We start from the raw sequence: 17,918 nt of genomic DNA, 5'->3' as shown, positions 1-17,918 counted from the left end.
GGCTCAATCGCCCGCGCGGCTGTCGAAATGCTGGCGGGCGCTGGCGATGTCGGCGGCGCGGGCATTGACCCAATCGATCAGCCCGCGCCCTTCGCGCGCCAGCTCGCGCCCCAGATCGGTGAGGCAATAGGACACGCGCGGCGGCACGTCCGCAGTGGCGTGGCGGGCGACGAAGCCGTCACGCTCCAGCGCGCGCAGTTTCAGCGTCAGCACCCGTTGCGAGATCGTCTGTTCGACCGACAGGCGTGACAGCGCGCGCTTCAGTTCGGCGTGGCGCCATTGTCCGATCACCAGCACTTGCAGGATCAGCGCGGTCCAGCGGTCGCCCAGCATGCCCATCACCGCGCGCGCCGGATCGTCGCGGCGGGTGCCGTGCGCGGCCATGTCCTGCGCCAGCGCGCGCACCCCTTCGCGCAAGTCGGGCGGAAAGTCGCCGAAATCGATCACCACCGCTCCCCGAACCCGAGGGCACAAAAAAGTGCCGTCTTCTGCTTTGTCGCGCGCCGATTATGACCACCGATGACAACACGAAACAAGGGAGAGCATGGCCATGACCAGCGATGCCATCAGGCTCGACGGCAAAGTGGCGATCGTCACCGGCGGCGCGGGCGGCATCGGCGCGGCGACCGCGCGGCTGATGAGCGCGCGCGGCGCAAAGGTGGCAATCGCCGACATCGCCTTCGACCGTGCGCAGGCGCTGGCGGCGCAATTGCCCGAGGCGCTGGCCATCGCGCTGAACCTTGAGGACGAGGCGAGCATCGCGGCGATGGTCGCGCAGACGCTCGATCACTTCGGCCGGGTGGATGTGCTGCACAACAATGCTGCACTGCTCGGCCCCGATATTGCGCAAAATGACGGCGATATCGAGCATATGGACACCGCGCTGTGGGACCGGACGTATGCCGTCAACGTGCGCGGCACGATGGTGGCCTGCCGCGCCGCGCTGCCGCACTTGCGGGCCAGCGGCGGCAATATCGTCAACACCGTCAGCAATCTGGCGCTGCAGGGCCACATGATCCAGGCGGCCTATGGCTCGTCCAAGGCGGCGATCATCCAGATGACCCGCGCCATCGCCGCCAGCCATGGCCCTTCAGGCGTGCGCTGCAACGCGGTGGCGCCGGGCATGACCGCAACCCCGGCGCTGCTGGCGGCCTTCCCCCCGGTGCTGCGGCAGGCGGTGGAGGATGAAACCCTGCGCGACCGGTTGGGCGAGGCCGACGACATTGCCGAGGCGGTTGCCTTCCTTGCCAGCCCGGCGGCGCGCAACATCACCGGGCAAGTGCTGGTCAGCGACGGCGGCTGTTCCAGCCATGTGCCGGGCATCGCGCGGTTTCGCGCCTTTTTCAGCGGAGAGCAGGCATGAGCCAGTATGACATCGTGGTGATGGGCGCGGGGCACAACGGCCTGACCGCCGCCGCCTATATGGCCAAGGCGGGCAAGAAAGTGCTCGTGCTCGAAGCCAAGGGCCACGTCGGCGGCGGGGTTTCGACGCGCGAGCTGATCCGGCCGGGCTTCTGGCACGACGAGCATTCGAACGTGCACATCATGATCCAGGGCAACCCCTTGCTGCGCGAGGATGAGCTGGGGCTGCTCGGCAAGTTCGGGCTGGAATACATCTATCCCGATCTGGTCCACGTCAGCATCTGGGAGGATGGCACCGTCATCCGCAGCTACAAGGATCTCGACCGCACGTGCGAGGAACTGGCCCGCGTCACCTCGGAAAAGGACGCGCAGGCCTATCGCAAGTTCGTGCAGATGAGCCAGACCGCGCTGCCCATGCTGATGAGCGGGATGTACGCCCCGCCGTTTCCGCTGGGCGCGTTCGTGGCGATGATGGACCAGTCGGACGAAGGGCGCTTCCTGCTCGACCTGATGCAGCGCACCGCGCTGGATATCGTCGATGCCTATTTCGACAGCGACCTGCTGAAAGTGCACATCGTGCGCATGGTCACCGAGAACCTGCAGATGCCCGATGAACTGGGCACCGGCATGGGCGCCTTCGTGATGCCGGGCATCATCCACACCTTCGGCTGCTCGATGCCCAGGGGCGGGTCGGGGCAGTTGAGCCACGCGCTGGTCCGCGCGCTCGAACACTTTGGCGGCGAAGTGCGGCTGAACAGTCCGGTCGCGCGGGTGCTGGTGGCATCGGGCAAGGCGGTGGGGGTGGAGCTTGAGGATGGCGAGCGGATTGCCGCGCGCGATGGCGTGATCGGCCAGATCCACCCGCACAAGCTGCGTCAGTTCGTGGGCGAAACGCCCGAGCCTGTGCTGCAACGCGCCGAGCGGGTCACGCAGTCGACGTTCTCGATCAACCTGACGCACCTTGCGCTCAAGGAGCGGCTGCAACTGCGCGTCGGCAACGATTGCAACGCGATGATGACCGAACTGATGGACTTCTACACCGTGCGCGACATGTGCCTTGAATACGACAAGCTGCGCCGGGGCGAAGTCTCTGCGCGGCTGATCGCGGGCGGCGACAACACCATCTTCGACCCCAGCCGCGCGCCTGCGGGAGCGGGCGTGTTCTATGGCGTCAACTTCGGGCCCTATCGCCTGTTCGATGGCGGCGCCGCCGCGTGGGATGCGCAAAAGGAGGAACACGCCGACCGCGCGCTGGCGCAGTTCCGCAAGTTCTACCGGAATCTGGGCGACGACAACATCCTTGGCCGCAAGGTCTGCTCACCGCTCGACCACGAACGCGGCAGTCCCAACAGCATGGTGGAAGGCGATGCGCACGGCTGCGCGCCGTTCTTCTACCAGTCGGCGGGGCACCGTCCGACGCCCGATCTCGGCTCGTTCCGGGTGCCGGGGGTGGAGGGGCTCTATCTTGCCGGGCCGTTCATGCATCCGGGCGGCGGGGTGTTCGGCGCCGGGCGCGCCACCGCGATCCAGATGATGGACGACATGGGGCTCGATTACGACAAAGTCTGCGGGAGGGCGGTGTGATGAACAAGACGGGCAAGCCGGTGGTCGCCAGAATCCTCGACGCCAACGACAAGGAACTGATGGCGATCCGCAAGCTGGAGCGCGACGGCAACACGCTGGTCATCCGGGGCAAGATCTTCGGCGCGATGCCGATGGTCGCCAAGCTGACCCCGGCCGAGGCGCGCGCCGCGCTGAGGCTGCTCGATTGGCGCACCGTGCTGTTCCTGCTGACCATCCTGTTCAGGAAATAGGCGCGTCGATCCGGCTTTCGCCAAACCGATAGCAACGAACCCATGCTTTGCGTTTTTGCCCGACCCTTTGGTCCGCCATAACCGGCGGCCAAGAGGTTGGGAGAATTCCATGACAATTCTGGGTGTCGAAAGCGTCCTGTTCGGCGTCGATGATCTGGCCGAGCACGCGCGGTTCTGGACCGATTTCGGCCTGCCGGTGGAAAGCGTCTCTTCCACCGAAGCGGTGTTCCGCCTCGCTTCGGGCAGCCGCGTGATCGTGGTGGCGCATGGCGACGCCCGTTTGCCCTCGCCCGATCCGTTCGCCGGCAATGGCGTGAAGGAAACCGTGTGGGGCGTCGACACGGCCCGGAACCTTGACCGCATCGCCGCCAGTCTGGCCAGCGAAGTGGCCGTCACCCGCGACGCCGACGGCACCGTGCATTGCGTCTGTCCCGATGGCCAGCCGATCGCCTTGCGCGTGTGGGACAAGCGCCCCGTGGTCAGCGAGGCCAGCCCGGTCAACACCCCCGGCAACCAGCCGCGCTTCAACCAGCACCGCATCTGGCGGCACAAGGCGATCCCCAAGACGATCAACCACGTCGTGTTCTTCTCGCCCGATTACGTCGGCAGTTTCGAGTTCTACGAACGGCACCTGGGCTTCCGCTATGCCGACCATTCCAAGGGCGTGGGCATCTTCGCGCGCGCCGGGGGCACGTTCGAGCACCATTCGATCTTCTGGGTGAACTGCGACCTGCCGTTCGCGCCCGATCACTTCAAGTTCATGCACATCGCCTTTGGCATGGACGATATCGACGAGGTGATGCTCGGCGCCAACCTGATGGAGGCGCGCGGCTGGAAGAACACGAGCATGAACAGTTCGGGCGGCATCTCGCGCCACCGCATTTCCAGCGCGATCTATTACTACTGCGACATTCCGGGCAAGGGCGGCGAGGCCGAGTATCATGCCGACACCGATTACCTTGACGACAACTGGGTGCCGCGCGCGTGGGATTTCCGCTTCGGATCATTGCTGTGGGCCAACAACGCCCCGCCGATCTTCCGCGGCGAAAACATCCCCTGGGACATGACCTTCGACGCCGACCGCAAGAGCTTCGCCGCCTACCGCAAGTCCGCGCCGGGCAAGCAGCCGGTCGCAGGCAAACTCGCCGAAATCACCGAAGAGGACGAACACGCCATCTGAGCGTGAGGCTGGCGAGAGCAGCGTCTCCAACCGTCGCCGCGTGCTTGACACGGGGCGACGGGGGTTTGGAAGAGGAAATGTCCGTTCCCCACCCCGTCCCGCCGTACCACCTGTTGTCGGCTGTCCGCGCGGCCTAGCCTTCGGGTTCCTCGACGAATTCGATCAGGTTGCCCGCGCAGTCGCGGATGAAGCAGCCTTTGCCGAAGGCCTCGCGCACGACGAAGGCCACGTCCGCGCCTTTGTCGGCCATTTCGACAAGGAACGCCTCAAGGTCGGCGACGCGGAAGGCGACGTGCTTGTTGCCGTGGGTTTTCACATCGCGCGGGGGGTGGCGGCGATCTTCGGGCAGGGGGGCGGCGCCTGCGACCTCGAACACCTCGAAGCGCAGCGGCCCTTTGCGCAGCATCGCGGTGTGGCTGCGCGCCGCCTCGATATAGAAGCGCTTTTCCACCGCGAAGCCCAGCACGTGCCCGTACCACGCGATCGCCTCGTCAAGGCTGGGCACCGACACCCCGCCGTGATGGAAGGTGAACTCAGCCACCGCGCCTCAGCCCATTTCGGCAAAGGTTTCGGCGCACCAGTCGGCGATGTAGTCGCGCATGCCGGTGCCATTGTCTGCACCGCAATGCTCGACCTCGAAGTCGGCCTTGGTGAACATGCGCAGCGCGCGCTTGGGGCTGTTGACCGCCTGATCGTACGACAGTTGCGCGTTGAAGGCGGGGATCTGGCGGTCGTTCTCGCCATGGGTGATCAGGAACGGCACGCGGATCTTTTCCACCTGCCCGTCCAGCGTGATCTGGTCGGCATAAGTCAGGAACGCATCGCGGTCTTCGAAGCCGAACACCCACAGCACGTGGTCCCAGTAGTGCGGCACCGGGTTCTCGCCCTCGTTCGTCACCCGCTCGCGCTGGCGCTGGCCCCACACGTGGTTGGCGCCCATCACCGCGCACAGGGCATAGCGCGGATCGTTGGCGGCGATGCGCGGCGCGTGATAGCCGCCGAACGACAGGCCGAAGATGCCGATCTTGGAATGGATCACGTCGCTGCGGGTCAGCAGGTAGTCGAACGCCGGGCTGCCCCAGCGCTCGGCGTCATAGATCGCGGGCAGGTTGCGCAGGCGGATCGCCTCGCCGGTGCCGGGCTGGTCGACGAACAGCGTGTTGATCCCGCGCTCAAGGTTGGCAAGGCCGTGGCCCGCCATGTTGACCTGCTCCTTCATCGAATCGAGCCCGTTGACCGAGACGAGCGTGGGGCGCGGCGTGCCCGATCCGTCGTGGACGAAGATCGCGGTATAGCTGCTGCCCTCATAGGGGATCTCTACTGTGTCGACGTTGAGCCCGCGCAAGGCCGAACCCTTGTGGTACAGCTCCAGCCCGCGCGCATAGGCGGCCCAGCGCGGGGCGTAGTCGCGGCTCTGCATCCGTTCGGCGGCAAGGTAGTATCCGCTGGCGCGCAAGTACTTCGACCCGGCCGACAGCGTGTAACCGGCGGCAAGGTCGGCATCGGCGTTGGCCGCTACCTGATCGGCCACCCTGACCCAGCTGTCGAACAGCACCGCCGACCCGGCGTCGGCTCCGGCCTTGGCGGCTTCGCGCACCGGGCGGCAGGCCTCGTCGATCTCGCCATGGTTGCCACCGGCGACCAGCGCCAGATTGGTGGCAAGGTTCCACACATAGTTTCCGGGAAAGGGTTCGAACATCGCATGTATCCTTTAGTCGGCCGTCCAGCCGCCATCGACGACGAGGCTGGTTCCGGTCATGAGGGCGGAGGCATCGCTGGCGAGGAACAGCACCGCGCCCATCAGGTCTTCCACTTGCCCCAGCCGCCCCAGCTTGATCTTGGCCAGCACGCTGGCCTTGAACGCCGCATCCTCGAAAAAGGGTCTGGTCAGCGGGGTTTCGATGAAGGTGGGGGCGATCGTGTTGCTGCGGATGCCGTGTGGCGCCAGATCGAGCGCGAAGGCCTTGTTCAGCCCCTCGATCGCCCACTTGCTGGCGCAATAAAGGCTGCGGTTGGGTCCGCCGACGTGGCCCATCTGGCTGCCCATGTGGATCAGGCTGCCCGTGATCCCGCCCGCCAGCATCGCCCTGACCGCGTGCTGCGCCACGAAGAACGCCGCTTTGACGTTGAGGTCGAGCACCGCGTCGTAATCGTCGGGGGTCACCTCCCACAAGGGCTTGGGGCGGTTGGTGCCGGCGTTGTTGACCAGCACGTGGAAGGCCGGGCGCGCGGCGAAGAACGCCTCCACCGCCGCCAGATCGCCGACATCGAGCACGGCGGCAGTTGCCATGCCCCCGGCGTCGCGGATGGCCTGCGCGCCCTGCTCGATCTCGCTGGCGGTGCGTGCGGCCAAGGTCACTTCGGCCCCGGCCTGCGCCAGCGCTGCTGCCGCCGCCAGCCCGATGCCGCGCCCCGCGCCGGTCACCAGCGCGCGACGGCCATCGAGCCGGAAGCTGGGGGTCTTGGGCAGGGTCATGCGATCCCCCTCATGCCCGCGTCAGTGCGCTGGGCTCGGCCTGTCCGGCATAGGCCACGTTGCGGCCGCCATAGCGGCGCACGCGGATATTGGCCTGCTCGCCATGCCCGGCAAAGCCTTCGAGCGCGCACAGGCGGCTGCAGTATTCGCCGACCAGTGTGCTCGCCTCGTCGGTCAGGACTTTCTGATAAGTGCAGGTTTTCAGGAACTTGCCCACCCACAGCCCACCGGTATAGCGCGCCGCCTTTTTCGTGGGCAGTGTGTGGTTGGTGCCGATCACTTTGTCCCCGAACGAAACATTGGTGCGCGGCCCGAGGAACAGCGCGCCATAGTTGGTCATGTTCTGCAGGAAGTAATCGGGATCGGCGGTCATCACCTGCACGTGTTCGCTGGCGATCTCGTCGGCGATGCGCACCATTTCTGCGCAGCTTTCGGCCACGATCACTTCGCCGAAGGTCTCCCACGCCTTGCGCGCGTGGTCGGCGGTGGGCAGGATCTGCAACAGGCGCTCGATTTCGGCCATCGTCGCGCGGGCCAGCTTTTCGCTGGTGGTCAGCAGCACGCCGGGGCTGTCCGGCCCGTGCTCGACCTGCCCGAGAATGTCGGTGGCGGCCAGTTCGGGATCGCAGCCGATCTCGTCGGCGATGATCAGCGTTTCGGTCGGCCCGGCGAACAAGTCGATGCCGACCCGGCCGAACAACTGGCGCTTGGCTTCGGCGACAAAGGCGTTGCCCGGCCCGACCAGAATATCGACCGGATCGATCGTCTGCGTGCCGATCGCCATCGCGCCGATCGCCTGAATGCCACCCAGCGCATAGATCGCGTCGGCCCCGGCCATCGCCTGCGCCGCCACGATGGCGCGCGCGGGCTTGCCCTGAAACGGCGGGGCGCAGGTGATCACGCGCGAAACGCCCGCAACCTTGGCGGTGATGACGCTCATGTGCGCGCTGGCCAGCAGCGGGTACTTGCCGCCGGGCACATAGCAACCCGCCGCGTTGATCGGCACGTGCTTGTGGCCAAGGATCACGCCGGGCAGCGTTTCGACTTCGACATCGTGCAGCGAGGCGCGCTGGATCTGCGCGAAGTTGCGCACCTGGGTCTGTGCGAACTCGATGTCCTTGCGCTCTTGCGGGGTCAGGCTGTCGACCGCCTGCTCGATCTCGGACTGGCTCAGGCGATAGTCCTCGCGGTCCCAGCCGTCGAAGGTGTTGCTCATTTCGCGCAGGGCCACGTCGCCGCGCGCCTCGATATCGGCCAGCGCCGCCTCGACGGTATCGCGCACTTTGCGGTCGGTGGCGGCTTTCACGTCCGCTGCGGCACCGCGCTTGAGCCAAATGGCCATCGCCGGAAATCTCCCCATCAAAGGTCTGTTTTGCCGCTGTCTGGCATGTCGTGCCGCGCGCGACCATCGCATGCTATCGATGCAAGCCTATCGACCGTATGCCGTTGCCGGGATGTGCGCGCGCAGGTTAGTTGGGCGCAATTGGATAGTCTGGGAGATTTCTGCGATGCGTCTGGCCACGTTGGATAACGGCAGCAAGGACGGGCGGCTGATCATCGTATCACCGCAAGCCACGCACTATGCGCTGGCGCCGGTCGAGACACTGCAGGCAGCGCTTGAGGATTGGGACGCGGTTGCGCCGCAACTGGCCGCGATCACCGCGTTTCCCGAAAGCCTCGACAGCGCCAGCCTGCTCGCGCCCTTGCCGCGCGCGTGGCAGTGGCTCGACGGGTCGGTCTATCCCAGCCACGGCGCGCTGATGGACAAGGCGCTGGGCCACGAACCGCTCAAGGCCGACTTCCCGCTGATGTATCAGGGGGTGTCGGACACGTTCTATGCCCCCACCGCCAAAGTGCCGATGGCGGACGAGGCGCTGGGCATCGACTTCGAGGGCGAGTTCGGGATCATCGTCAGCGCCGTGCCGCTGGGCACCCCCGCCGCCGAGGCGCACCGCTATATCCGCCTGATCGTGCAGATCAACGACTGGTCGCTGCGCAAGCTGGCCGGTCCCGAGATGAAAACCGGCTTCGGCTGGATTCAGGCCAAGCCGCCGTGCGGAATGGCACCGTTCGCGGTCACGCCCGATGAACTGGGCGATGCCTGGCGCAACTTCCGCCCCGCGCTGAAGCTGGAAGTGCAGTGGAACGGGCAAGTGTTCGGCAACGCCGATGGCGAGCCGATGGCCTATGGCTTCGACGAACTGGTTGCGCACGCCGCGCGCACCCGCGCCTTGGTGGCGGGCACGGTGATCGGATCGGGCACCGTTTCCAACGAGAGCTACCGCGAAGTCGGATCGTCGTGCATCGCCGAGCGGCGCGGGATCGAGATCGTCGACCATGGCGAGGCGCGCACCGGGTTCATGCGGTTCGGCGATACCGTCCGGATGGAGGCGCACTTGCCCGATGGCCGCGCGCCGTTCGGCACGATCGACCAGACGGTGGTGCAGGCATGAGCGAAATCCTGTCCGACAGCGGCTTGCCGCCGGTCCAGCGGGTCGTCACCGGGCATGACGAAAATGGCCGCGCGGTGTTCCGGTCCGAGGATGTCACGCCCACCCGGATGATCCCGTCGGGCGATGCCAGCTTCCTGCTGATCTGGACCACCGAGACGGTCCCGGCCGACAACAACGACGAAACCGACGGGCGGCTGCGCGAGGCCGGGCTGACGCTCAATCAGGGCTCGGTGATCCGCGTGGTCGACATGCTGCCGGGCAAGGAAAGCCCGATGCACCGCACCAACAGCATCGATTACGGCATCGTCCTGAAGGGCGAGATCGAGCTGGAACTGGAGGACGGGCACAAGCGCACCGTGCGCGAAGGCGGCATCATCATCCAGCGCGGCACCAACCACTTGTGGCGCAACACCACCGACCAGCCGACCCGCATCGCCTTCATCCTGATCGAGGCACCGGCCTATCTGCACAACGGACAGCCGCTGCCCGAGGACAAGCCCGACCACAAATGAGCGGCCTGTTCAGCCTGACCGGGCGGCGCGGACTGGTCACCGGATCGACCCGCGGGATCGGTCGCGCCATTGCCGAAGCGATGATCGCGGCAGGCGCGCAAGTGGTCATCTCCAGCGAGGATGCCGCCGATACCGAGCGCGTGGCCCGCGAACTGGGGCAAGTCGGCATCGCCTGCGACGTATCGGACGACGCGGCGCTGGGCGCGCTGGTCACCGGCACGGTAGCGGCGCTCGGCGGGCTGGACATCGTGGTCGGCAATGCCGGGATCACCGGCAGGCCGGGGCCGTTCGCCAGCCTTGACCTTGCCGACTATGCCCGCGTCATGGCGATCAACTTGCGCAGCCAGGTGGTGCTGGCCAACCTTGCGCGGCAGCATCTGGCCAAGCGCGCGGGCAGCGCCATCTTTATCGCCAGCCTGTCGGGCCTGCGCGGCAATGGCGCGATCAACGCCTATGCGCTGGCCAAGGCCGGGGTGGCGCAACTGGCGCGCAACCTTGCGGTCGAATGGGGGCCGCAGGGTGTGCGCGCCAATGCCATCTCGCCCGGCTTCATCGCCACCGAACTGTCGCAACCCTTGCTGGACAACCCGGACTTCATGGCGCGGCGCATGCAGATGACCCCGCTGCGCCGTCCGGGCACCCCTGCCGAAGTCGCGGGCGCGGCGGTGTTCCTTGCCAGCGCGGCGGGCGGCTTTGTCACCGGGCACAATCTGGTGGTCGACGGCGGCACCCTGATCACCGACGCAAGCTGATCCCGGACCGGGCCCCGGACGGACTGTATACAAGTCCCTTTGGCCAAGCGCGTGGCCCTCATGAGCCATTTGGGATTTCCCGATTGATTTCGCCGCGCATCTGTCGGATTCGGAAGCAGCGTCCGATCCGGGGCGGGACCATTCAGGCGGGAAACGGGATACGATGTCGAAAGCTTCGGATCGAGCCTATGCACAGATCCGCAGCCGGATCCTGTCCGGCGAACTCGCACCGGGCGAACAGCTTGCCGAAGAGGCGCTGGCCGAGCTGTGCGGCGTCTCGCGTACGCCGGTGCGCGATGCGCTGCGGCGGCTCGAAGCCGAACTGCTGGTCGCGCGCAACGACACCCAGCGCACCTTCGTGGCCGACTGGTCGCTTGACGACGTGGCCGACGCGTTCGACTTGCGCGCCAGTCTGGAAGGGCGCGCCGCGCGGCTGGCGGCGGCGCGGATGACGCCCGAGGTGATCGCGCGGCTGCGCGCGGCCAACGCGCTGGTCGGACAGGCCATCCAGCAGCCTGTGGCCGATGTCGCCGCGTTTCTCGAAGGCAATCGCCAGTTCCACGCGATCCTGCTGGAAACCGCCAATTCGCGCCGCCTGACCGCGCTGCTCAACACGCTGGTCGAACAGCCGGTGGTCTGGCGCACCGCGCACTTCTACGATCAGGCCTCGCTCGTCCGCAGCCACGGCGAGCACACCGAACTGGTCGCCGCGTTCGAGCGCCGGGATGGCGACTGGGCCGAAGCGATCATGAACAGCCACATCCGCCGCGCCTATTACGCCTATTCCGACGCGCACCGCAGACTGACGATCGCCCCGCCCGGCGCCTGAAGTTGGCGCCTGATCCCGGTTCAAAATGCGCAAGGGGGGTGGTGGGCCCGGCAGGAAGGCCCACTACACGTTTTAGGATCATGTTTTTCAATATGTTATCAATGCAACGGGTTGCACGATAGGACCATGTTTAGGACCGCGCAAGCAGAGCCGTCGTAACCATTATCGCCGCCAAACCTCCACTGCGATGCTTTTGAACTTCGCGACGGCCAACGAGCCGCGTTCGTTCCGGCTCTTGCTGCCGGGTGCTTCCAATGCTGCCAACACAGGAGCGCGCTGCGCCTCCCAAATGACCCACGGCTGGTAGTTGTTGTCCATCATCAAGAGCATCACCGTGTCGAAAACGCTGTTCGCTTTGATTGACCCCATTCGCTGACCAGCGAGCGGCTTTTCCTCGGGATACATCCGAGCCTTAATCTGTATGCGGCGTCCGTCAGGGCCAACGGCATCGTAACCGGGCGTGCGGGCAGAGACCAACGTCAAGCCCAGCAGTTTGGCCGCTTCATATTCGCCGATCTCGCCGGTAATACCGAGCGGCTTGCTTGTAAGCCGGTAATAGGCAGTCGCGGCTTCCCTCGCAGCATCGAGCAGCGGCGCGATCTCCGCAAGGGAAGCGGGCTGGACCATTATCGCTGCCCGGCAAACAGGAGCCGACAGACGTAATCTATCTCGGCCAGACGTGCCGCCCGCCAATCCAGCCGAACTTGCAAAATACGGGCATCCAATGCTGCCGCGCCCTTGTCAGCGTTGCGAGAAGACTTGGCCTTCCCTTCTTCGGTGCGCGGGCCGGTGGACTTACTCCACGGCTGCCATTGCCTTATCGCTTCCGCTTGCTTTGCCCGGCGTTCGGGCGTCCAGCCTGACTTGCGCATGATTGCCTCATTCAATAGTTCGTTTCCACCGTTACAACCTGATTGCGGTGCGCGCCAGAGTGACCTGTTGGCGACGACAAATGCGTCAGAAGGCACAAGGGCGCGCAATCAGGTTCTGTGGCCCCACGGGGCGCATACGGACGAAATGGCCGGGATCGTGGGGAAATTAGCAGTGGATCATTGATCGCTATCAGATGGGCACACAAAGACTGGCGACATGATGCGGGTCATCGCCCCCTGCTTTCGTTGTCAATAAAATCGGTCGGCTGTGCTTCGGCAGTGGCACTCGCACTATGTAGCGCCAGACCAGCCATGACCGCATCCATGAGATGCCGGTATTGAGGAACGAGGGCATAGCGTTTTACGGGGTGCTGGTGATCTCGACGACCTATCACGAACCGGTGCAGGATGCCGACCTTGCACAAATCGTCCAGGAGGGCTTCTGGCAATTCGTCGTGGCCATTTCGGCTAATTCCGCCGTCTTCGAACAGCCGGGCCATGACGCCTTGCACGCCGACCAGATGCGCAGCGCAGAGTTGGGCGATCATTCCGCATAGCCGGGTCAGATCGGTGATCTGCGGCGCAGGCCGCTCGTCGAACATCTCACCAAACCGTGACCAGCGCACAGCGGTCAATAGGTTCAGCCGTTCCATTTCCAAGATCGCGAGCAAGCGGTCTTGCGGTCGCGCCGGGCGGTCAAGCGCCGAGTAATCGCCCTTCTTCAACCGGCGCACTTCAAATCGAAAGCGCGACGGTGATTTTGCATAGACGCCTAGTCGATACTTGTCGGTGAGCGTGAAGCCAATAGACAGGCAGTCATCCTGCCGCTCAACCCAATCGCTGGTTGGCCGGGTGTAGCGATGCACATTCGTCATGTCGGTTTCTGCAAGCGCAACTGCCGCAGCAGCCCGCACGCTTCCTACCGCGCCGCCATGATGACGCTCGAAGTAACATTCGATCTGCGGCACACGAACTTCACCCCACTTGATGCGGATGGTCGCGCCTTGATCCTCCACCACCGCATCTGCCCCTTCTGCCCGGACACGATGGGAAGTGTGGGGCGCTAACAGATGGGCTATCAATCGTTGAAGCTGCAACACGTAGATCGGCAGAAACACGGCATACGGATCGCTTCCGAGGCATCTCAACGTCAGGGCCGGTTCAAAAAGCCAGTTGTCGGCGTCCTTGCCGATTGCGCGAGGGATGGGCGTGTTGGCGATGGCAAAGAACTGATAGGAGCTAAGTTCCGAGATGGTGGCAAGAAAGTCGTCCTCGTCGCCCCATTCGGCGAGAAGGTGGGCAAGCGTCCTTGTCGGATTTGCTCCGGCCAGTTCGGCCTTGAACCAACTCTGCGTAGCGTTCCGGCCATTGACGTTGATCACCAGCGGGCCAAGCGTTGTCGGTGCCTGCGACCTCGTCTCGATGCGCAATCCATTGGTGCGGCGCGCTGGTAGCCGAAACCAACTTACCTCGTCAGAGGCGGTCGCCAGCAAGTCAAAATATTCTTCCGTTGTCAGGGTATCAGGATGCTGCCGCGAAGAGACCCGCCACTCCCCGGCGACCGTCATCTGAAAACGATCAACCCCAACTTCGCCGATAGCCGGGATCAGGTTCCGACTGAACGCCCGCAGGGCGGTGCGGCTTCGTTGCCGCGCTCGCAGGAACACCCTTGGCTGATCCACTCCCATGATGCTGCTATTACGTCCATGTCCATTGGCTTACCTACCCTCTGTAGAGGCGAAGGGTTTCCATCTCGGAAACGAGCAATCGAACAGGGCGGCAATCAAACGACCGGGTGGGGCAGCATGTTACCGGGTAACATCACGGCGATGGCATCGGGCAAAGGCGCAATCGGCGATCTCTCGATGTCGGCAGCACACCAGCCCCATGTGTCGCGCAGGTGTCCGGCGATGTCGATGCTGTGCTGGGGCATCAGCGCAAACCACTCCTGACCCGTGATGGCTGACGCATCGACGATCCTGCGCCACGCATCCCACTGCCAAAACCGAAGATGCAGCGCACGATGACAGGCGCGGCACAGCGCCGGATCGCTGGGCACGTCGTAGTAATTTTCCCCGTGCATCTGCGTTGAGCCCGGACTGGCGCAAATTTCACACCGCTCCGGCAAGGTCAGGCACCCCGCCGCAAGAAGCCAATTCCCAAGCTGACTGGCACGCCTGCGCTCTGTCCCGGTGAAGCCCTGATAATCTTTCAACAGGGCGTAATTCCAAACCCTATAACGTGTCGCTGCATTGGGCCGGGGTGCCGAAAGAGCGCGCCGGGGAAGCGCGGCGATATAGGCGTCAATGTCGAACCGTGCGGCGCAATCAGTCATGCTGATCGCCAAAATCGAACAGGCTGGGTTGAGCTTCTGGCCTCGGTATCGTCGTCGGCGGCGGCAGGCCATTCGGATAGGTTTCGGCGAATGGTCGGAACTGCGACGCCGGGTCGAGGGACAACAACGTGGCCCAATCGCCCGGTCTGCCATGCCGCGCCAGCAAACGCTGCCACCGTTCAGGGTCACGGAAGCGGGCGTGCAAGGCAGCATGACATGCCTTACAGCACGGGTGGATCACAAGCGGGCGCGAATAGTCCTCAAGGTGGAGGAAGCGATAGTCCCGACCCTGCGGCTGCTCGCTGCGGCCATCTCGGCAGATGCTACACACAGTAGGGCGAATGAGCGTGCCATTCCGTAGAGCGGCGTTCTGAATGGGGATCACCGAGTAACCCGCCTCGAAGCGGAAGCCGTTATAGCCGATCTCCGATCCCTGATCTTTCATTGGGCACCTCCGTCCAGAACCTTCGCCACGCCGCGCACGGTGCCGTCGAGCGCGGCAAGGCCAGCGCGCAGGTGGAGCGCCAGCACGGCCTGCATGTCGGGCGCGTTGTCGGCGCGCTGGCCCTCCACGGCGATACTGTGGAGGTCTTCAAGCCGGGCAGTGATTTCGGCGAACAGGTGCGGGATTGTCTTTTTCATGCCGCCTTCACCTCGGCCAACACGCGATAGACGCTTGAGCGCGCCATCCCCAGCCGGGAAGCGATCTCCGAGGCAGCAAAGCCGGACTGGTGAAGTTCTTGCACCTGCGGAGCCTTGCGGCGGGCTGTTGGAGCGCGGCCCTTGTAACGGCCTTCCTGTTTCGCCTTGGCAATGCCGATCTTCTGGCGTTCGAGCATCATGGTGCGTTCTGCTTCCGAGACAGCCGCAAGGACGGTAACGAGCAATCGGCCCGACGCTGATTTGGTATCCAGTTCGCCACCGCCAAAATCGAGCACTTTTACGCCGACATTTTTGGCTTCCAGTTTGGCGACGATATTCAGCAGTTCGACCGTTGACCGAGCGAGGCGGCACATTCGCTTCACTATCAGGGTGTCTCCGTCCCTCGCAAAGTCGATGGCGTTTTGCAGTTCGGGCCGATGGGCCAATGCGGAAACTTGTTCGACGAATAGCCGTTCAGCACCGACTGCCTTCAAATCTGCAATCTGACCGTCAAGACCGGCACGCTGGGAAATTTGGCTTGTTCTCGCATATCCAATGAGCACGAATGTTCTCCCTCGACCCAAGAACAATGACAGAACATCAGCAATTAGTCACGCAAACAATGCCGGAAAAGCCCAGAAAACCGCCATTCCGGGAGCGCGCCCATTCCTTTTTGCTACTGCGTCTAATGTGCAACCAGTTGCAACGACACACAGGCACAGCGCGGATCGCATCGCCCAATTGCGGTCAACGTCGTGTCGTCATGGCTCGCGTGTCGCTAGGGTCCAAACCCTGCGCGACAACGTCCCACATAGATTTTGGCAACGTGTATGGGACGGGTTCAGGCCATTTTCCGAACGGCTGATCATTCTCGCAGAGGCAGGGCCATGTAAGAAAGCTATGGCGCTCCGATGATCGTAAACGAACGGTGGGAAAGCTCCGAGTTGTCCTGCTGTGAGGGTCGATCTGATGCTCTTCATGAGGTAGCGTGTCCGTGCCTTTGGAAGGGCTGCAAGGAGCCTATGAAGAAATATACAGCGATCTCCCTATTTTCGGGAGCAATGGGACTTGATGCCGGGATGGACGCGACCGGACGTTTCCGTTTGCTCGCCACCGTTGAAAAAGAACCATCTTTCTGTGCGTCGATTAGAGCCAACCAAGCGAATGGCCTGTTGGATCAAAACATGGTCGTGTTTGAGGGTGACATTCGAGATGTCGATCCGATGGAAGTGCTTGCTGCGGTTGGCCTAAAACCGGGAGAACTTGACGTTCTTGTCGGCGGGCCACCGTGCCAGTCGTTCAGCACTGCCGGGCGGCGTGGAACAACGCAAGATAGCCGTGGCACGCTTCTCTGGGAGTTTTTGCGTTTCGTTGATGTAATGCGCCCGCGCTTCTTTTTGATGGAAAACGTTCGGGGCCTGCTCTCGGCTGCAACGCAACATCGGCCCATTGCAGATCGTCCAGAGCGAGGTGGTAAGCCTCTTAGCGCCGATGAAGCGGCTGGCTCGGTCGTCAGATTGTTTGCCGACGACCTTCAAAAAATCGGGTCGGGCTATCACATGGACTGCTTTGAGGTGAACGCCGTAAACTACGGAGCGCCCCAACTTCGCGAGCGGGCACTGTTTGTAGGCAATCGTTTTCAGGCCCAGGTCGATTTTCCTGATCCTACGCATGGCAACCCAGATCACCTATCGGCACCTTCGGCAGACCTATTTTTCCCGAAGCCAGATTTGAAGCCATGGGCGACACTGGGCGATGCGATTGGCCGGATGAACGATCCGGGAGAGGTCATTATGGACTTTTCGCCCCGGAAAAAGTCATTTCTAGAAAAAATCACACCGGGCTCGAACTGGCGAAGCCTATCGGTCGAGGATCAACAGGCATCTATGGGGAAGGCTTGGTTTGCCAAAGGAGGGCGGTCTGGGTGGTGGCGGCGGCTATCTTTCGATCTACCATGCCCGACCCTTGTCACGATGCCTAACCACGCAAGCACGTCGCTGTGCCATCCAGTAGAAGTTCGGGCGCTAAGTTTGAAAGAGTATGCAGCAATACAGGAGTTTCCGGAAGGCTGGACCTTTTGCGGAACTGCATCACAGCAATATGCCCAAGTTGGTAATGCTGTTCCGGTGCGATTAGGAAAAATTGCTGGCGAAGTGATTAGTCGTGCTCTGGATGATCTGTCGGATCGAAACTTTCGCCCATACTCCCGGTGCTCCGATCATTTCCGCACAGTTTATATCCAGTCGCATGTTCGCACTCGCCAATGGTTCAAAGGTGGAGAAACCTTTGTTTGGAACGATGGAGGGAACAGTCAAAAATCAACCTATCGGGCAGCGGTCACAGTCAGGAATGTAAAGAGGATGGCGGCGAAATAATGGCAAAAGGTCACCCTGATCTACCGAAAACGGAGCAGCCGCTTCTGCTGTCCAAGCAGGCGATCTACGCAGCGCTGACTGCCATTGATGGCGATGCTGCCGCTCGCGGTCGCGTATTGGCTATGGAGACTGGCTTTCGGAGCAAAATTGCGACCCATCTGCAAGGTCTTCCCACAGCAGAGGCCAAGTTGCGGATTCCGACTTAATGCCGCCCGTCATTCCGAGGAATTCCGGCCCGGGATTCCGGACTGATCCCGCCCACCATTCCGCTTAATTTCCGCCCACCTTTGATGTGGTGTTGAGCCTGATCGTTTGA

The 17,918-nt window shown here is 63.5% G+C and carries 21 protein-coding genes; 9 read left to right on the top strand and 12 right to left on the bottom strand.

Going from position 1 to position 17,918, the window contains the following annotated elements:
- Positions 1-3: 3 nt before the first annotated feature.
- Positions 4-447: a helix-turn-helix domain-containing protein gene (locus LDN95_RS17540; protein WP_226018859.1), complete on the bottom strand. Its 444-nt coding sequence runs from the start codon at positions 445-447 to the stop codon at positions 4-6.
- Positions 448-550: 103 nt separating this feature from the next.
- On the opposite strand from LDN95_RS17540, the gene LDN95_RS17535 reads away from it, so the two are divergent.
- From LDN95_RS17535 to LDN95_RS17520, 4 genes are all read left to right on the top strand, one after another.
- The gene (locus LDN95_RS17535) at positions 551-1,363 is read left to right on the top strand and encodes an SDR family NAD(P)-dependent oxidoreductase (RefSeq protein ID WP_226018858.1); all 813 of its coding nucleotides are present in this window, start codon (positions 551-553) and stop codon (positions 1,361-1,363) included.
- Positions 1,360-2,946, top strand: a complete 1,587-nt coding sequence (locus LDN95_RS17530; RefSeq protein ID WP_255630977.1) for an NAD(P)/FAD-dependent oxidoreductase — start codon at positions 1,360-1,362, stop codon at positions 2,944-2,946. Before LDN95_RS17535 ends, LDN95_RS17530 begins: the two co-directional genes overlap by 4 nt.
- Positions 2,946-3,176: a hypothetical protein gene (locus LDN95_RS17525; protein WP_226018857.1), complete on the top strand. Its 231-nt coding sequence runs from the start codon at positions 2,946-2,948 to the stop codon at positions 3,174-3,176. The genes LDN95_RS17530 and LDN95_RS17525 overlap by 1 nt, the downstream gene beginning before the upstream one ends.
- A gap of 109 nt (positions 3,177-3,285) precedes the next feature.
- A complete protein-coding gene (locus LDN95_RS17520) occupies positions 3,286-4,356 on the top strand; it encodes a VOC family protein (protein WP_226018856.1) in 1,071 nt (356 codons plus the stop codon).
- Between the two features lie 133 nt (positions 4,357-4,489).
- On the opposite strand, the gene LDN95_RS17515 is transcribed toward LDN95_RS17520, so the two are convergent.
- Genes LDN95_RS17515 through hisD form a run of 4 tightly spaced genes read right to left on the bottom strand, consistent with a single transcriptional unit; the run spans position 4,490 to position 8,174 of the window.
- Positions 4,490-4,897 (bottom strand): VOC family protein, encoded by a 408-nt coding sequence (locus tag LDN95_RS17515; protein WP_226018855.1) that lies wholly within the window; start codon positions 4,895-4,897, stop codon positions 4,490-4,492.
- Positions 4,898-4,903: 6 nt separating this feature from the next.
- Positions 4,904-6,055, bottom strand: a complete 1,152-nt coding sequence (locus LDN95_RS17510; protein ID WP_226018854.1) for an alpha/beta hydrolase — start codon at positions 6,053-6,055, stop codon at positions 4,904-4,906.
- 12 nt (positions 6,056-6,067) lie between these two features.
- Positions 6,068-6,832 (bottom strand): SDR family NAD(P)-dependent oxidoreductase, encoded by a 765-nt coding sequence (locus tag LDN95_RS17505; protein WP_226018853.1) that lies wholly within the window; start codon positions 6,830-6,832, stop codon positions 6,068-6,070.
- 10 nt (positions 6,833-6,842) lie between these two features.
- Positions 6,843-8,174, bottom strand: a complete 1,332-nt coding sequence (hisD, locus tag LDN95_RS17500) for a histidinol dehydrogenase (RefSeq protein WP_226018852.1) — start codon at positions 8,172-8,174, stop codon at positions 6,843-6,845.
- 166 nt (positions 8,175-8,340) lie between these two features.
- On the opposite strand from hisD, the gene LDN95_RS17495 reads away from it, so the two are divergent.
- The 4 genes from LDN95_RS17495 (at position 8,341) to LDN95_RS17480 (ending at position 11,378) form a co-directional block, all read left to right on the top strand.
- Positions 8,341-9,285: a fumarylacetoacetate hydrolase family protein gene (locus LDN95_RS17495; protein WP_226018851.1), complete on the top strand. Its 945-nt coding sequence runs from the start codon at positions 8,341-8,343 to the stop codon at positions 9,283-9,285.
- Positions 9,282-9,797, top strand: coding sequence for a cupin domain-containing protein (locus LDN95_RS17490; RefSeq protein WP_226018850.1), 516 nt, complete (start codon positions 9,282-9,284; stop codon positions 9,795-9,797). The genes LDN95_RS17495 and LDN95_RS17490 overlap by 4 nt, the downstream gene beginning before the upstream one ends.
- A complete protein-coding gene (locus tag LDN95_RS17485; protein ID WP_226018849.1) occupies positions 9,794-10,549 on the top strand; it encodes an SDR family NAD(P)-dependent oxidoreductase in 756 nt (251 codons plus the stop codon). The genes LDN95_RS17490 and LDN95_RS17485 overlap by 4 nt, the downstream gene beginning before the upstream one ends.
- Before the next feature lie 163 nt (positions 10,550-10,712).
- Entirely contained in the window at positions 10,713-11,378 is a 666-nt protein-coding gene (locus tag LDN95_RS17480) for a GntR family transcriptional regulator (RefSeq protein WP_226018848.1), read from the top strand.
- Between the two features lie 162 nt (positions 11,379-11,540).
- Here LDN95_RS17480 and LDN95_RS17475 read toward each other — a convergent pair whose 3' ends face one another.
- From LDN95_RS17475 to LDN95_RS17445, 7 genes are all read right to left on the bottom strand, one after another.
- Positions 11,541-12,005 carry a hypothetical protein gene (locus LDN95_RS17475; RefSeq protein ID WP_226018847.1) on the bottom strand — a complete coding sequence of 155 codons (465 nt, stop codon included), beginning with the start codon at positions 12,003-12,005 and terminating at the stop codon, positions 11,541-11,543.
- Entirely contained in the window at positions 12,005-12,250 is a 246-nt protein-coding gene (locus LDN95_RS17470) for a hypothetical protein (protein ID WP_226018846.1), read from the bottom strand. Before LDN95_RS17470 ends, LDN95_RS17475 begins: the two co-directional genes overlap by 1 nt.
- Positions 12,251-12,477: 227 nt before the next feature.
- Positions 12,478-13,938 carry a hypothetical protein gene (locus LDN95_RS17465; RefSeq protein WP_226018845.1) on the bottom strand — a complete coding sequence of 487 codons (1,461 nt, stop codon included), beginning with the start codon at positions 13,936-13,938 and terminating at the stop codon, positions 12,478-12,480.
- A 95-nt stretch (positions 13,939-14,033) separates the two neighbouring features.
- Positions 14,034-14,585, bottom strand: a complete 552-nt coding sequence (locus LDN95_RS17460) for a hypothetical protein (protein ID WP_226018844.1) — start codon at positions 14,583-14,585, stop codon at positions 14,034-14,036.
- Positions 14,578-15,030: a hypothetical protein gene (locus tag LDN95_RS17455; protein WP_226018843.1), complete on the bottom strand. Its 453-nt coding sequence runs from the start codon at positions 15,028-15,030 to the stop codon at positions 14,578-14,580. Before LDN95_RS17455 ends, LDN95_RS17460 begins: the two co-directional genes overlap by 8 nt.
- Positions 15,027-15,227, bottom strand: a complete 201-nt coding sequence (locus LDN95_RS17450) for a hypothetical protein (RefSeq protein ID WP_226018842.1) — start codon at positions 15,225-15,227, stop codon at positions 15,027-15,029. Before LDN95_RS17450 ends, LDN95_RS17455 begins: the two co-directional genes overlap by 4 nt.
- Positions 15,224-15,790 carry a recombinase family protein gene (locus tag LDN95_RS17445; RefSeq protein ID WP_226018841.1) on the bottom strand — a complete coding sequence of 189 codons (567 nt, stop codon included), beginning with the start codon at positions 15,788-15,790 and terminating at the stop codon, positions 15,224-15,226. Before LDN95_RS17445 ends, LDN95_RS17450 begins: the two co-directional genes overlap by 4 nt.
- A gap of 459 nt (positions 15,791-16,249) precedes the next feature.
- On the opposite strand from LDN95_RS17445, the gene LDN95_RS17440 reads away from it, so the two are divergent.
- Positions 16,250-17,602, top strand: a complete 1,353-nt coding sequence (locus LDN95_RS17440) for a DNA cytosine methyltransferase (RefSeq protein ID WP_226018840.1) — start codon at positions 16,250-16,252, stop codon at positions 17,600-17,602.
- Positions 17,603-17,918 lie beyond the last annotated feature (316 nt).

The organism is Novosphingobium sp. FKTRR1 (assembly GCF_020404405.1).
In the GTDB taxonomy this organism is placed as follows: Bacteria; Pseudomonadota; Alphaproteobacteria; order Sphingomonadales; family Sphingomonadaceae; genus Novosphingobium.
Note: the sequence above shows the minus strand (reverse complement) of the source record. Positions and strands in the feature narration are given on the sequence as shown.